The organism is Streptomyces sp. NPDC101165 (assembly GCF_044768135.1).
Taxonomy (GTDB): domain Bacteria; phylum Actinomycetota; class Actinomycetes; order Streptomycetales; family Streptomycetaceae; genus Streptomyces.
In genome coordinates, this window is sequence record NZ_JBIWPG010000005.1 from 104,237 (window position 1) to 116,157 (window position 11,921).

Annotated in this window: 13 protein-coding genes; 4 read left to right on the plus strand and 9 right to left on the minus strand. The window is 71.7% G+C overall.

Annotated features, from left to right (window positions below; translation table 11 throughout):
• Positions 1 to 8 precede the first annotated feature (8 nt).
• Together ACIRVH_RS11950 and ACIRVH_RS11955 are read right to left on the minus strand one after the other, a co-directional pair.
• Positions 9 to 1,283: a serine-threonine protein kinase gene (locus ACIRVH_RS11950; RefSeq protein ID WP_403951225.1), complete on the minus strand. Its 1,275-nt coding sequence runs from the start codon at positions 1,281 to 1,283 to the stop codon at positions 9 to 11.
• Positions 1,284 to 1,363: 80 nt separating this feature from the next.
• Positions 1,364 to 2,584 carry an exo-beta-N-acetylmuramidase NamZ domain-containing protein gene (locus ACIRVH_RS11955; RefSeq protein WP_403951226.1) on the minus strand — a complete coding sequence of 407 codons (1,221 nt, stop codon included), beginning with the start codon at positions 2,582 to 2,584 and terminating at the stop codon, positions 1,364 to 1,366.
• Between the two features lie 146 nt (positions 2,585 to 2,730).
• Here ACIRVH_RS11955 and ACIRVH_RS11960 point away from each other — a divergent pair, with 146 nt between their 5' ends.
• The 3 genes from ACIRVH_RS11960 to ACIRVH_RS11970 are packed head-to-tail and all read left to right on the plus strand — an operon-like array spanning position 2,731 to position 5,788.
• Entirely contained in the window at positions 2,731 to 3,504 is a 774-nt protein-coding gene (locus tag ACIRVH_RS11960; protein ID WP_403951228.1) for an SDR family oxidoreductase, read from the plus strand.
• Entirely contained in the window at positions 3,501 to 5,171 is a 1,671-nt protein-coding gene (locus ACIRVH_RS11965; protein ID WP_403951232.1) for a class I adenylate-forming enzyme family protein, read from the plus strand. The genes ACIRVH_RS11960 and ACIRVH_RS11965 overlap by 4 nt, the downstream gene beginning before the upstream one ends.
• A gap of 23 nt (positions 5,172 to 5,194) precedes the next feature.
• On the plus strand, positions 5,195 to 5,788 hold the full coding sequence (locus tag ACIRVH_RS11970; protein ID WP_381667054.1) for a TetR/AcrR family transcriptional regulator: 594 nt from the start codon (positions 5,195 to 5,197) through the stop codon (positions 5,786 to 5,788).
• Between the two features lie 61 nt (positions 5,789 to 5,849).
• Here ACIRVH_RS11970 and ACIRVH_RS11975 read toward each other — a convergent pair whose 3' ends face one another.
• From ACIRVH_RS11975 to ACIRVH_RS11985, 3 genes are all read right to left on the minus strand, one after another.
• A complete protein-coding gene (locus ACIRVH_RS11975; RefSeq protein ID WP_403951235.1) occupies positions 5,850 to 7,064 on the minus strand; it encodes an acyl-CoA dehydrogenase in 1,215 nt (404 codons plus the stop codon).
• A 6-nt stretch (positions 7,065 to 7,070) separates the two neighbouring features.
• The gene (locus ACIRVH_RS11980) at positions 7,071 to 8,093 is read right to left on the minus strand and encodes a phosphotransferase family protein (protein WP_403951238.1); all 1,023 of its coding nucleotides are present in this window, start codon (positions 8,091 to 8,093) and stop codon (positions 7,071 to 7,073) included.
• A gap of 167 nt (positions 8,094 to 8,260) precedes the next feature.
• Positions 8,261 to 8,560, minus strand: coding sequence for a hypothetical protein (locus tag ACIRVH_RS11985; protein WP_403951240.1), 300 nt, complete (start codon positions 8,558 to 8,560; stop codon positions 8,261 to 8,263).
• Between the two features lie 114 nt (positions 8,561 to 8,674).
• Between ACIRVH_RS11985 and ACIRVH_RS11990 the strand changes: the two genes are divergently transcribed.
• Positions 8,675 to 9,625, plus strand: coding sequence for an NADP-dependent oxidoreductase (locus ACIRVH_RS11990; protein WP_403951243.1), 951 nt, complete (start codon positions 8,675 to 8,677; stop codon positions 9,623 to 9,625).
• 22 nt (positions 9,626 to 9,647) lie between these two features.
• On the opposite strand, the gene ACIRVH_RS11995 is transcribed toward ACIRVH_RS11990, so the two are convergent.
• From ACIRVH_RS11995 to ACIRVH_RS12010, 4 genes are read right to left on the minus strand one after another with little or no spacing between them, the layout of a single operon-like run.
• Positions 9,648 to 9,962, minus strand: coding sequence for a DUF202 domain-containing protein (locus ACIRVH_RS11995; protein WP_403951245.1), 315 nt, complete (start codon positions 9,960 to 9,962; stop codon positions 9,648 to 9,650).
• Entirely contained in the window at positions 9,959 to 10,351 is a 393-nt protein-coding gene (locus ACIRVH_RS12000) for a YidH family protein (RefSeq protein WP_403951247.1), read from the minus strand. Before ACIRVH_RS12000 ends, ACIRVH_RS11995 begins: the two co-directional genes overlap by 4 nt.
• A gap of 21 nt (positions 10,352 to 10,372) precedes the next feature.
• Complete coding sequence (locus tag ACIRVH_RS12005; RefSeq protein WP_403951249.1) at positions 10,373 to 10,888, minus strand: NUDIX hydrolase; 516 nt, start codon at positions 10,886 to 10,888, stop codon at positions 10,373 to 10,375.
• Between the two features lie 33 nt (positions 10,889 to 10,921).
• Positions 10,922 to 11,830: a DMT family transporter gene (locus ACIRVH_RS12010; protein WP_403951252.1), complete on the minus strand. Its 909-nt coding sequence runs from the start codon at positions 11,828 to 11,830 to the stop codon at positions 10,922 to 10,924.
• Positions 11,831 to 11,921 lie beyond the last annotated feature (91 nt).

Below are 11,921 nucleotides of genomic sequence, written 5' to 3' on the forward strand. Positions count from 1 at the left end.
GGCAGGCCCTAGACGATGCGGCCCGCCGCCAGCACCACCCGCGCCAGCTCCGGGTGCACGATGTCGCTGTGCGCCCCGGAGGGCGGGCCCCCGCGGTGGACGACCGCGGCCGCGTCGACGTTCACACAGCCCGAGCCGGGCAGCGACCCGTTCAGGGCCGCGGCGAGGTCCAGCTTCGCGGTGCCCGGTACCGCCTGCACCCCGTCGTGCCCCATGGCTCCCCACTCGGGGCCCAGCACGCCCGCGACGTCGACGCCGAGGACCGAGTGGTCGTCCCCCGCGAGACGCGAGGCGAGCGGATAGAAGGTGCCGAGCGCGTCGTCGAAGTGCGAGTAGCAGCACACCAGCGGACCGTCGATCCGCTTCTGCCGGTCCTTGAGCGCGCCCGCGGTGTCCCGGTCCTGGGGCAGCCGGGCCGCGAACGCGTAGTGCGAGAACGCTCCCTGCAGCAGCGTCACGGACTTCACCGTGCGTACGCCGTCGGGCAGCCCGCGCAGCGCGAACGCCACCAGCCGCCCGCCGAAGCTGTGTCCGACCAGATGCACCCGCACCCCGGGAGCCGCCTGGGTCAACGTCCCGACGAACGACCCGAGTCCGTGCTCGCCGACCGTTCCGGCCCGCCGTTTCATCGTGTAGTACGTCGCCTGCCGCAGCAGCTCCTTGGCGCCCTCCCAGGGGTTCGGCAGACTGAACTCGGCGTGCGGCCCGGTCAGCGCCGCGGCGAACTCCTCGCACGCGGTCGCCGTGTCCCCGCTGAACATGAGGGGCTCGCCCTGCTGCGAGGTGTCCGCCGCGGCGAGCGGCCGGGCCGTCCCGACCAGCTGCCGCACCAGCTGTCCGAACTCCGCCAACCCCTGTTCCCCGTCCGGCTGTTCGTCCAGCATCCGGGCCAGCCGGTCGAGCTGCTCGGCCCGGTCCGGGAAGGTCGTCAGCAGCGCGCGCCGGGTGTCCGGGTCCAGCGCCGGGCCCGCCGCGAGAGCGGGCGCGGCGCTCGGGAAGTCCGGGATCGGCTCGTCGCAGAACCGCATCGACGGCCAGATCACCCCCACGTACCCGATCCGCGCCTTCGGTGCGAGCTTCGGGATCGGGGCGAAGAAACGCCGGTACAGCGCGGTGGCGCCCGAACGGTCGTTGTTCCAGCCGTGCGCGAAGACGATCAGGTCACGGACGCCCCGGTCCGTGACCTGCGCCAGCAGCCGGTCGCGTTCGGGGCCGTCCACGTCCCCGTCCGCATCGAAGGTCAGCTCCCAGTAGGGAGTCACGCTCATCCCAGGATCCGCCATGCCGGGCTCCCTCGTCCCCCGAACGATGCGATGTGGGCGTATCGTCCTGCGCCGGGGCAGAGTTGGCCATACGGCGCGGGTCACTTGTAGAGCAGATATTCCTTTCGAATGCCCCGGAAAGCGGTCAGTTCGTTCTGCCAGGCGGCGACCACCTCGTCCGGGCCGGCCCCCGCGTCGATCATCGTCCGCACCCGGGTGGAGCCGGTGAGCTTGTCGATCCAGTTGTCCGACCGCCAGGCGAAGCCGTCCCAGACCTTCCGCGCGGTCACCAGCAGGGCGATCCCGGTGCGTACGGGGTCGTAGGCTGCCCGGTCCCGCACATGGATCTGCACGCCCCCGACGGTCTTGCCCTGGAACTTGGAGAACGTGGGCGCGAAGTACGCCTCCCGGAACCGCACACCCGGCAGCCCCAGCTCGTTGACCGCGGCGGCCCAGCGCCCGTCGACGCCCTCGGCGCCGAGGAGTTCGAAGGGCCGGGTCGTGCCGCGCCCCTCGGAGAGGTTGGTGCCCTCGAACATGCAGGTGCCCGAGTACACCAGCGCGGTGTCCGGGGTCGGCATGTTCGGGCTCGGCGGCACCCAGGGCAGACCGGAGGCGTCGTAGAACCGCGTGCGCTTCCACCCCGTCATCAGGACGGTCTCCAGCGGGACGGGCGTGCTCAGGAACTCCCCGTTGAACAGCCGGGCCAGCTCGGTGACCGTCATGCCGTGCGCCTGCGCGATGGGCCGGCGGCCGACGAAGGTGGCGAACTCCTTGTGCAGGACGGGGCCCTGGGCGGAGCGGCCGGTGACCGGGTTCGGGCGGTCGAGTACGACAAACCGCTTGCCCGCGAGCTGGGCCGCCTCCATGCAGTCGTACAGGGTCCAGATGTACGTGTAGAAGCGGGCGCCCACGTCCTGGATGTCGAAGACGATCGTGTCGACGCCGGAGGCGGTGAAGATGTCGGCCAGCGGGCGGCCGCTCTTCAGGTACGTGTCGTAGACCGGCAGGCCGGTCGCCGGGTCGTCGTAGCGGCCCTCGGAGCCGCCGGCCTGGGCGGTGCCGCGGAAACCGTGCTCGGGGCCGAAGACCGCGGTGAGTGTGCAGCGGGGGTCGGCGTGCATGACGTCGACGATGTGCAGGGCGTCTCGGGTGATGCCGGTGGGGTTGGTGACGATCCCGACGTTCTGGCCGGAGAGCAGTGCGTAGCCGTCGGCCGCGAGTCTTTCGAACCCGGTGCGCAGGTCTTCGCGGTGCTGGGGTGTGACGGGAACGGCCGCCATCGTGGCCGAGGCGAGAAGGTTCCGTCTGGACAAGCGCATAGGGTGACCTCCGTTGGTGGGGAAGGTGCCGTCCGTATGTGGTTGCTCGCGCCCTTTAGGTTGGTGCAGTCACCCTTCCTTTTACACATACCGACTGGTTAGTCTGGTGATCGCCGAGCCGAATCCCGCCGTGCCGAAGGAGACCGATGGTGGAAGCCGTGCAGGATGCCGGAGTGGTCGTCACCGGAGCGGGCGGGGGAATCGGGGCCGCGTTGGCCCGTCGGTTCGCGGCGGAAGGGGCCCGGGTCGTCGTCAATGATCTGGACGCCGGGAAGGCCGAGGCGGTGGCCGCGGAGATCGGTGGGATCGCCGTGCCGGGCGACGCCTCCGCGATCGTCGGCGACGCCCGTGACGCGCTCGGCGGTTCCGTGGACGTCTTCTGCGCCAATGCCGGCGTCGCCTTCGAGGACGCGGGTGCCGGTGAGCCCCTCGACGAGAAGGCCTGGGCCCTGTCCTGGGACGTCAACGTGATGGCCCACGTCCGGGCGGCCCACGCACTGCTGCCGGACTGGCTGGAGCGCGGGCGTGGACGGTTCGTCTCCACCGTGTCGGCCGCCGGACTCCTCACCATGATCGGCGCCCCCTCCTATGCCGTCACCAAGCACGGCGCGCTGGCCTTCGCCGAGTGGCTGTCGCTCACCTACGGCCACCGGGGCGTCAAGGTGCACGCCATCTGCCCGCAGGGCGTCCGCACCGACATGCTGGCCGCCACCGGCAGCGCGGGCGACCTGGTGCTGCAGCCGACCGCGATCGAGCCGGAGGCGGTCGCCGAGGCGCTGTTCCAGGGCATCGCGGAGGACCGCTTCCTGATCCTGCCGCACCCCGAGGTCGCCGAGTACTACCAGGCGCGGGCCGCCACCCCCGACCGCTGGCTCGCCGGCATGAACCACATCCAGCAGAAGTGGGAGGCCACCCGGTGAGCGCCTCGCCGTACGCGGAGCGGCCCTGGCTGGCGCTGCTCAACGAGGTGCAGCGCGGGCCGGTCGAACCCGCCGACTCGCTCGTGCACGCCCTGCGCGCGGCCGTCGCCGACGCCCCCGACCGGGCCTTCCTCGCCTACTTCGACGCCCGGCTGAGCTACCGCGAGGTCGACGAGCTGACCGACTCGGTGGCCGCCCATCTGGCCGGGCGCGGTCTGGAGCGGGGCGACCGGGTCGCCGTCCTGCTGCAGAACTCCCCGCACTTCGTCCTGGCCGTCCTCGGCGCCTGGAAGGCGGGCGCGACCGTCGTGCCCGTCAACCCCATGTACAAGTCGGCCGAGGTCGCCCATGTGCTGCGGGACGGCGAGGTCGCCGCGCTGATCTGCTCCGACCGGGCCTGGGAGTCGTATCTGCGGGACACGGCCGCCGACTCGCTGGTACGGATCGTGCTCACCGGGTGCGAGCTGGACTTCCAGACGCGGGGCGACGCGCGCGTGCTCACCTTCGAGCGGCTGCCCCAGGCCCCGGACGCCGACGACCTCGTGGCCGTCGCCCGGCAGGGCGGCACGGCGCCCGAGGGCCGCGACCCGGGCCCCGGCGACATCGCGCTGATCAGCTACACCTCGGGCACCAGCGGCACCCCGAAGGGCGCCATCAACACGCACGGCAACATCATGCACAACGCCGAGCGGCAGCGGACCGGGCTCGCCCTGCCGGACGCACCCGTCTACTTCGCGCTCGCACCTCTGTTCCACATCACCGGGATGGTCAGCGAGTTCGCGTCCTGCCTCACCAGCGCGGGCACGCTGGTGCTCGCCTATCGCTTCGAGCCGGGCGTCGTCCTCGACGCGTTGGCCGAGCACCGTCCGCACTACACCGTCGGCCCGTCCACCGCCTACATGGCGCTGGCCGCCCACCCGGGCGTCACCGCCGAGCACTTCGCCTCCTTCGTGGGCATCGCCTCGGGCGGCGCCCCCGTGCCGCCCGCCCTGGTGGAGAAGTTCCGCGTCCAGTGCGGCCAGTACATCCGCACCGGCTACGGGCTGACCGAGTGCAGCGGGGCCGCCGCGGCCGTCCCGCCCGGCCTGGAGTCGCCCGTCGATCCGGCCTCCGGGACGCTCGCCGTGGGAGTACCCGGCGCCGACACCCTCGTACGCATCCTGGACGAGCGGGGCGACGAGGTCCCCTTCGGCGAGCACGGCGAGATCGTCGTCCGCGGGCCCCAGGTGGTCCCCGGCTACTGGCGGCGGGCCGAGGCCACCGCCGAGACCTTCCCGGACGGGGAGCTGCGCACCGGTGACATCGGCTTCATGGACGCGCAGGGCTGGCTCTACGTCGTCGACCGCAAGAAGGACATGATCAACGCGTCCGGCTTCAAGGTGTGGCCGCGCGAGGTCGAGGACGTCCTCTACACCCATCCGGCGGTGCGCGAGGCCGCCGTCGTCGGCGTCCCCGACGGCTACCGCGGGGAGACCGTCAAGGCCTACATCAGCCTGCGGCCGGGCGCCGAGGCGGACCCGGATGAACTTGCGGTGTACTGCAAGGAGAGACTGGCTGCCTACAAGTACCCGCGCCAGGTGGAGATCCTGCCCGACTTGCCCAAGACGACGAGTGGGAAGATCCTCCGTCGGGAACTGCGTTCCCGCGCCCACGACAATCAGCAGTAACGACGGAAAGGCAGGTGGCGGCAGTGCCCAGGACGACGGACGGAGACGGGACGCCCGTTCCGCAGCGGCTGCTGAACGCCGCCACCCGCCTCTTCGCCGAGCAGGGCTACGACCGCACCTCGGTGCAGGAGATCGTGGAGGCGGCCGGCGTCACCAAGGGGGCGCTATACCACTACTTCGGCTCCAAGGACGACCTTCTGCACGAGGTGTACGCGCGGGTGCTGCGCGTCCAGCAGGAGCGGCTGGACCACTTCTCCACCATGGACGCGCCGGTGGAGCAGCGGCTCAGGGGCGCGGCCGCGGACGTCGTCGTCACGACGATCGAGAACCTCGACGACGCGATGATCTTCTTCCGCTCCATGCACCATCTGAGCCCGGAGAAGAACAAGCAGGTGCGCGCCGAGCGTCGGCGCTACCACGAGCAATTCCGTGCGCTCATCGAGGAGGGCCAGCGCGAGGGCGTCTTCTCCACGGCGACCCCCGCCGACCTGGTCGTGGACTACCACTTCGGCTCGGTCCACCACCTGTCGACCTGGTACCGCCCCGACGGCCCCCTCACCCCCCAGCAGGTCGCCGACCACCTGGCCGACCTGCTGCTGCGGGCGCTGCGTCCGTAGCCCCGTAGACGTACCTGTGAGGGGCGGTCGCCCATGGCGACCGCCCCTCACACACGCTTCCCTAGAGGTACTTCTTCAGTTCCCGTCGCGCCAGCGACCGCTGGTGCACCTCGTCCGGGCCGTCGGCCAGCATCAGGGTGCGGGCACTCGCGTACAGCTCGGCCAGCGGGAAGTCCTGGCTCACACCGCCCGCGCCGTGCAGCTGGATGGCCCGGTCCAGGATGCCGACCACCGCGCGCGGGGTGGCGATCTTGATGGACTGGATCTCCGTGTGGGCGCCCTTGTTGCCGACGGTGTCCATCAGCCAGGCCGTCTTCAGCACCAGCAGCCGCAGCTGCTCGACGGTGACCCGGGCGTCGGCGATCCAGTTCTGGACGACACCCTGCTGGGCCAGCGCCTTGCCGAACGCGGTGCGCGAGACGGCCCGCCGGCACATCAGCTCGATCGCGCGCTCGGCCATGCCGATCAGCCGCATGCAGTGGTGGATCCGGCCCGGGCCGAGCCGGGCCTGGGCGATGGCGAAGCCGCCGCCCTCCTCGCCGATCAGGTTCGACACCGGCACACGCGCCTGGTCGAAGATCACCTCGGCGTGGCCGCCGTGGGAGTGGTCCTCGTAACCGAAGACCTGCATCGCGCGCTTGACGGTCACGCCCGGGGTGTCGCGCGGGACCAGGATCATCGACTGCTGGCGCCGGATGTCCGCCCCGTCCGGATCCGTCTTGCCCATGACGATGAAGATCTTGCAGTCCGGGTTCATCGCGCCGGAGATGTACCACTTGCGTCCGGTGATGACGTAGTCGTCGCCGTCCCGCTCGATGAGCGTGGTGATGTTCGTCGCGTCGGAGGAGGCCACGTCCGGCTCGGTCATCGCGAACGCCGAGCGGATCTCACCGGCGAGCAGCGGCTCCAGCCACTGCTTCTTCTGCTGCTCGTTGCCGAACTGCGCCAGCACCTCCATGTTCCCGGTGTCGGGCGCGGCGCAGTTCGTCGCCGGGGGCGCGAGGTGCGGGGAGCGGCCGGTGATCTCGGCGAGCGGCGCGTACTGGAGGTTCGTCAGCCCGGCGCCGTACTCGGCGTCCGGCAGGAAGAGGTTCCACAGGCCCTGCCTGCGTGCCTCCGCCTTGAGCTCCTCGACCACGGCCGGGGTGTCCCAGGGCGAGGCCAGCGCGGCGCGCTGCTCCTCCGCCACCGCCTCCGCCGGATAGACGTACTCGTCCATGAAGGCGAGCAGCTTGCCGCGCAGCTCTTCCGTACGCGCGTCGAACGCGAAGTCCATGTCCGGTCAGCCTTCCTGAAGAGTGGTCAGTCCGTGGTCGATGAAGACGGGCACGAGCTCGCCGATGCGGTCGAAGCCGCGCCCGACCGTCTGGCCGAGCGTGTACCGGTAGTGGATGCCCTCCAGGATCACGGCGAGCTTGAACCAGGCGAACGCCGTGTACCAGGAGACGGCGGAGACGTCGCGCCCCGAGCGCGCCGCGTACCGCTCGATCAGCTCCTGCGGGGACGGGTGCCCCGGGGCCTCGGCGGTCGTGGACACCGGCGAGTGCGGCATCCCGAGCGGCTGGCTGTACATCACCAGCAGGCCCAGGTCGGTCAGCGGGTCGCCGAGTGTCGACATCTCCCAGTCGAGGATCGCCTTGATCTTGTCGTCGGTGCCGATCAGGACGTTGTCCAGCCGGTAGTCGCCGTGCACGACGGTGGGCGCGGGGGAGGTGGGCAGGGCGCGTCCGAGGGCCGCGTGCAGCTCGTCGATGCCGGCCAGTTCGCGGTTGCGGGAGGCGTCCAGCTGCTTGCCCCAGCGGCGCAGCTGCCGGTCAAGGAAGCCCTCGGGCCGGCCGAAGTCGCCGAGGCCCACCTCGGCGGGGTCCACCGCGTGCAGTTCGACCAGCGTGTCCACCAGGGAGAGCACCGCGTTCCGGGTGCGCTCCGCGCCCAGCGGGGCGAGCTGGTCCGCGGTGCGGTACGGGGTGCCCTCGACGAACTCCATGACGTAGAACGGCGCCCCGAGCACCTCCTCGTCCTCGCACAGCAGGACCGGGCGGGGGACCGGCACGTCCGTCGGGTGCAGCGCGCTGATCACCCGGTGCTCGCGCTTCATGTCGTGCGCGGTGGCCAGCACATGGCCGAGCGGCGGGCGCCGGACGACCCACTTCGAGGTGCCGTCCGAGAGTGCGTAGGTGAGGTTCGACCGTCCGCCCTCGATCAGCCGGCCGGTCAGCGGGCCGTTCACCAGACCGGGCCGCTCACGGTCGAGCAGGCCGCGCAGCCGGTCGAGATCGAGTCCTGGCGGGTGGTCGGCGCTCATACATCACTCCTACGAACGGGTGAACCGGACCCGACTTATGATGCCGACCGGTCGGTATGCCGTCCAGTGCATACGCCGAACGTGGCGAGAAACGTGACCGGAGCCACGATAGGCCGACGGCTCCCCGCGCGCTGCCCGGGGAGCCGTCGGTCCTTCTGCCGTGCGGGTCAGTGGTCGTCCCAGTGGTCCCCGTGCTCGGCGTGCCGGTGTCCGTCGTGCAGGTAGTCGACGTGGTCGCCGTGCTGCACCTGGGCGTGCCCGCACTCCTCGTGGTGCACGTGTTCGTGGCCCTCGTGCGCGGTGTGGCCGGCCGGTTCGCACTCGTCCCAGTGGCCGCCGTGCTCGCGGTGCAGATGGCCGTCGTGTGCGTAGTCGAGGTGGTCGAGGTGCCGGACGGCGGTGTGCCCGCAGTCCGGGCCGTGGCTGTGGGTGCCGTGCTCGGCGTGTTCCTGGTGGAGCGTGGTCATGTGTTCACCTTCGAGGGGTACGGAACGGTGACGAGCGACAGGCTACGCGCGCGAACGGTACATATCGGGGCATACCGGTTGCGTGGCGTACGAGTACCCCGGAGGGTCGAGGGCATGAAGGGCATCAGCTACAGCCGCTACGGCGGACCCGAGGTGCTGGAGTACGGGGAGGTCCGCGACCCGAAGGTCGGCCCCGACGAGGTGCTGGTCAAGGTGCGCGCGGCGGCGGTCAACCCGGTCGACTGGAAGTGCCGCGAGGGCTACCTCGACCCCGTCCTGGACGCCGTCTTCCCGGTCGTCCCGGGCTGGGACGTGAGCGGGGTGGTGGTGCAGCCCGGAGTCGCCGTCACCGAGTTCTCCGTCGGCGACGAGGTGATCGGCTACGTCCGCGAGGACTTCCTGTCCCGGGGCACCTTCGCCGAGTACGTCGCCGCGCCCGTGCGCACCCTGGCCCGCAAGCCCCGCAACCTGTCCTTCGAGGAGGCCGCGGGGCTGCCGCTGGCCGGGCTCACCGCCTACCAGGTCCTGGTGAAGGCGCTGGAGATCAAGCGCGGTGAGACCGTGCTGGTGCACGCTGCGGCCGGCGGGGTCGGCTCGCTGGCCGTCCAGATCGGCGCCCACCTGGGCGCCCGGATGATCGGCACGGCGAGCGAGCGCAACCACGACTTCGTACGGGGCCTCGGCGGCGAGCCGGTCGCCTACGGCCAGGGCCTGGCCGAACGGGTGCGTGGACTGGCTCCCGAGGGCGTGGACGCGGTCTTCGACACGGTCGGCGGCGACACGCTGAAGATCTCGGCCAACCTGCTCGCCCCCGAGGGCCGGCTCGCGTCCATCGCCGACGCCGAGGTGCTGAGCTACGGCGGCCGTTACTGCTTCGTCCGCCCCGACGTCGCGGACCTGACCCGCCTGTCCGAGCTGGCGGAGCAGGGAGCGGTGTCCGTGCACGTCCAGGAGACCTTGCCGCTGGAGCGGACGGCGGACGCGCACCGGCTGAGCCAGGAGGGGCGCACCCGCGGCAAGATCGTGGTCACGGTGGGCTGGGAGACCGAGGAAGGCACCGCCTAGACCCGGCAGGTAAGGGCGCCGTCTAGAACACGAGTACGGCCGCGCACGCGGCCATCGCCACCGTGCACAGCACCGCCGCCGTCGCGTGCCGCGGTGCCAGCGCGGCCGGGCGCGGGCTGGTCGCGAGCGCGCCGATCCGGTGGTGGGCCACCCACAGGAAGCCCAGCCAGAGCGCGCAGCACAGGGCGCACAGGACGACGCCGACGGCCGTGGCCCCGCCGTGCAGCGCGGTCTTCACGGCGAGTACGGCGGCCACGGTGCTCGACAGCGTCGTGCGCCGCCAGGCCAGCCGGGTGCGCTCCGGCTGCAGCCCGGGATCCCGGGCCTCGGTGCTCATCCCGCCCATCCGACCAGCACCACCACGACCATCGCGACCGCCACCACCGCGACCACCAGGCTCAGCACCGCCGGGAAGCGGGACGCCGGCAGATCCTCGCCCCGCCGCATCGCCCGCTCGCAGCGCACCCAGTGGTTCACCGCACGCAGCGAGCACAGCACACCGGCGCCGAGCAGCGCGAGCGCCAGGCCGACCCGCCACGCCCAGCGCAGGTCCGGCAGGAACTGGTCCACCGCGAAACCGCCGCCGATCAGCGCGAGCGCGGTGCGCAGCCAGGCGAGGAACGTGCGCTCGTTGGCCAGCGAGAACCGGTAGTCGGGGGTGTTGCCCTCCTCGCGTACCTGTTCCGGGGCGAACCACAGCCGGACGTTCCGCACGAATTCGATCACGCGCAGGACCCTACCGGGGCCTCAACGGGCGGCACGGAACGCCCTCAGGCGCTCGTACGCCGCCAGCCCGTCCGGCACCCACTCCCAGTCGCCGAGCCGCCGCTCGACCTCGTCCTCGGGCAGGAAGTCGTGCCACTGGACCTCCTCCGCCTGGGGCTGTACCGGAAGGTCGCACCGCACCTCGTACACCGCCGACCACCAGCTGTTCCCGGCCCCGTCGTCGTACAGGAACTTGAAGAGGAAGGCCGGCCGGGGCAGGCCGGTCACGCCCAGCTCCTCCTCCGCCTCCCGCAGTGCCGCCTCGTCGTAGGACTCGCCCGCTCCCACGACCCCGCCGACGAACATGTCGTAGAGGGCGGGGAACACCAGCTTGGTCGCGGTGCGGCGGTGGACGAAGAGCCGCCCGGCCGCGTCCCGGGCCTGGATGAAGACGCAGCGGTGGCGCAGGCCCCGGGCGTACGCCTCGCCGCGCGCGACCTGGTCGACGACCCGGTCGTGCTCGTCGACGATGTCGAGGATCTCGTCAGCAGGGTTCATGCCCGTATCCAAGCAGGGCCCCGCACGGCCGGCTCAGCGTGCCTGGAGGTCCCTCGTGTGCTCCGGCTCCGTGCCGCACGGCATCGCCGGGTGCAGCCCGAGCAGCACGATGCCCGCGACGATCGCCGCGAGCCCCGCGGCCTCCCAGGCCAGCGCTCCGGTGTCGGTGTGCAGCCGGTCGCCGAGGAAGCCCACCCCGCACAGGATGCCGGCGAGCGGCTGGGCCGCGGTGAGCGCGGGCAGCGACATGCGCAGCGGAGCCGTCTCGAAGGCGCTCTGCACCAGGACGAGACCGGTGACGCCCAGCGCGAGCACGCCGTACGGCTGCCAGCTGGTGAACAGCTCCGTGAGGCCGCCCTCGGAGAAGCGGGTGCCGCTCACCCGGGTCAGCGCGTCCTGTACGCCGTACAGCAGCCCGGCGGCGGTGGCCAGCAGCACCGGGCCCCAGCTCAGCCGGGACCGCTTGGCGTACGTCGTGAGCACCATGGCCGCGCCGAGCATCGCACCGATGATCAGCCAGTGCCGCACCGGGTCGGCGAGCGCGCTGCCGCCGCGCGGCTCGCCCGCCAGGATGAACGCGGTCACGCCGCCCGCGAGCAGTGCGAGGCCGGTCCAGCCCTGGCGGCCCAGGGGCTGTCTGGTCTGGTGGCGGGAGAGGGCGAGCGCGAACAGCAGGTTCGTGGCGAGCAGCGGCTCGACCAGGGAGACCTCGCCCTTGCCGAGTGCGACGGCGCCCAGCACCATGCCGGCCACCATCAGGCCGATGCCGCCGAGCCAGCGCGGCACCCGCATCAGGTCGAGCAGCAGCCGGAACGACAGGAAGTCGCCGAGTGGTGCCTTCTGGGCGGCGTTCTGCTGGAGCACGAATCCGAAGCCGACACAGCTGGCCGCGCTCACGGCGAGAAGGAGAACCAGAACGGACACGCTGCGTACCTCGATCATCCGGCCGGACCACGGACGCGTAGTGGCCGACTGTAGCGCTCCCGGGGCCGCATTGCCCCGGAGAGTGCCCGGAACCGGGCGGTTGACTCGG

Excerpts from the sequence above, each read along its gene's own strand:
- ACIRVH_RS11950 (WP_403951225.1), bottom strand. The coding sequence starts at position 1,283 with ATGGCGGATCCTGGGATGAGCGTGACTCCCTACTGGGAGCTGACCTTC.
- ACIRVH_RS11955 (WP_403951226.1), bottom strand. The coding sequence starts at position 2,584 with ATGCGCTTGTCCAGACGGAACCTTCTCGCCTCGGCCACGATGGCGGCC.
- ACIRVH_RS11960 (WP_403951228.1), top strand. The coding sequence starts at position 2,731 with ATGGTGGAAGCCGTGCAGGATGCCGGAGTGGTCGTCACCGGAGCGGGC.
- ACIRVH_RS11975 (WP_403951235.1), bottom strand. The coding sequence starts at position 7,064 with ATGGACTTCGCGTTCGACGCGCGTACGGAAGAGCTGCGCGGCAAGCTG.
- ACIRVH_RS11980 (WP_403951238.1), bottom strand. The coding sequence starts at position 8,093 with ATGAGCGCCGACCACCCGCCAGGACTCGATCTCGACCGGCTGCGCGGC.
- ACIRVH_RS11985 (WP_403951240.1), bottom strand. The coding sequence starts at position 8,560 with ATGACCACGCTCCACCAGGAACACGCCGAGCACGGCACCCACAGCCAC.
- ACIRVH_RS11990 (WP_403951243.1), top strand. The coding sequence starts at position 8,675 with ATGAAGGGCATCAGCTACAGCCGCTACGGCGGACCCGAGGTGCTGGAG.
- ACIRVH_RS11995 (WP_403951245.1), bottom strand. The coding sequence starts at position 9,962 with ATGAGCACCGAGGCCCGGGATCCCGGGCTGCAGCCGGAGCGCACCCGG.
- ACIRVH_RS12005 (WP_403951249.1), bottom strand. The coding sequence starts at position 10,888 with ATGAACCCTGCTGACGAGATCCTCGACATCGTCGACGAGCACGACCGG.
- ACIRVH_RS12010 (WP_403951252.1), bottom strand. The coding sequence starts at position 11,830 with ATGATCGAGGTACGCAGCGTGTCCGTTCTGGTTCTCCTTCTCGCCGTG.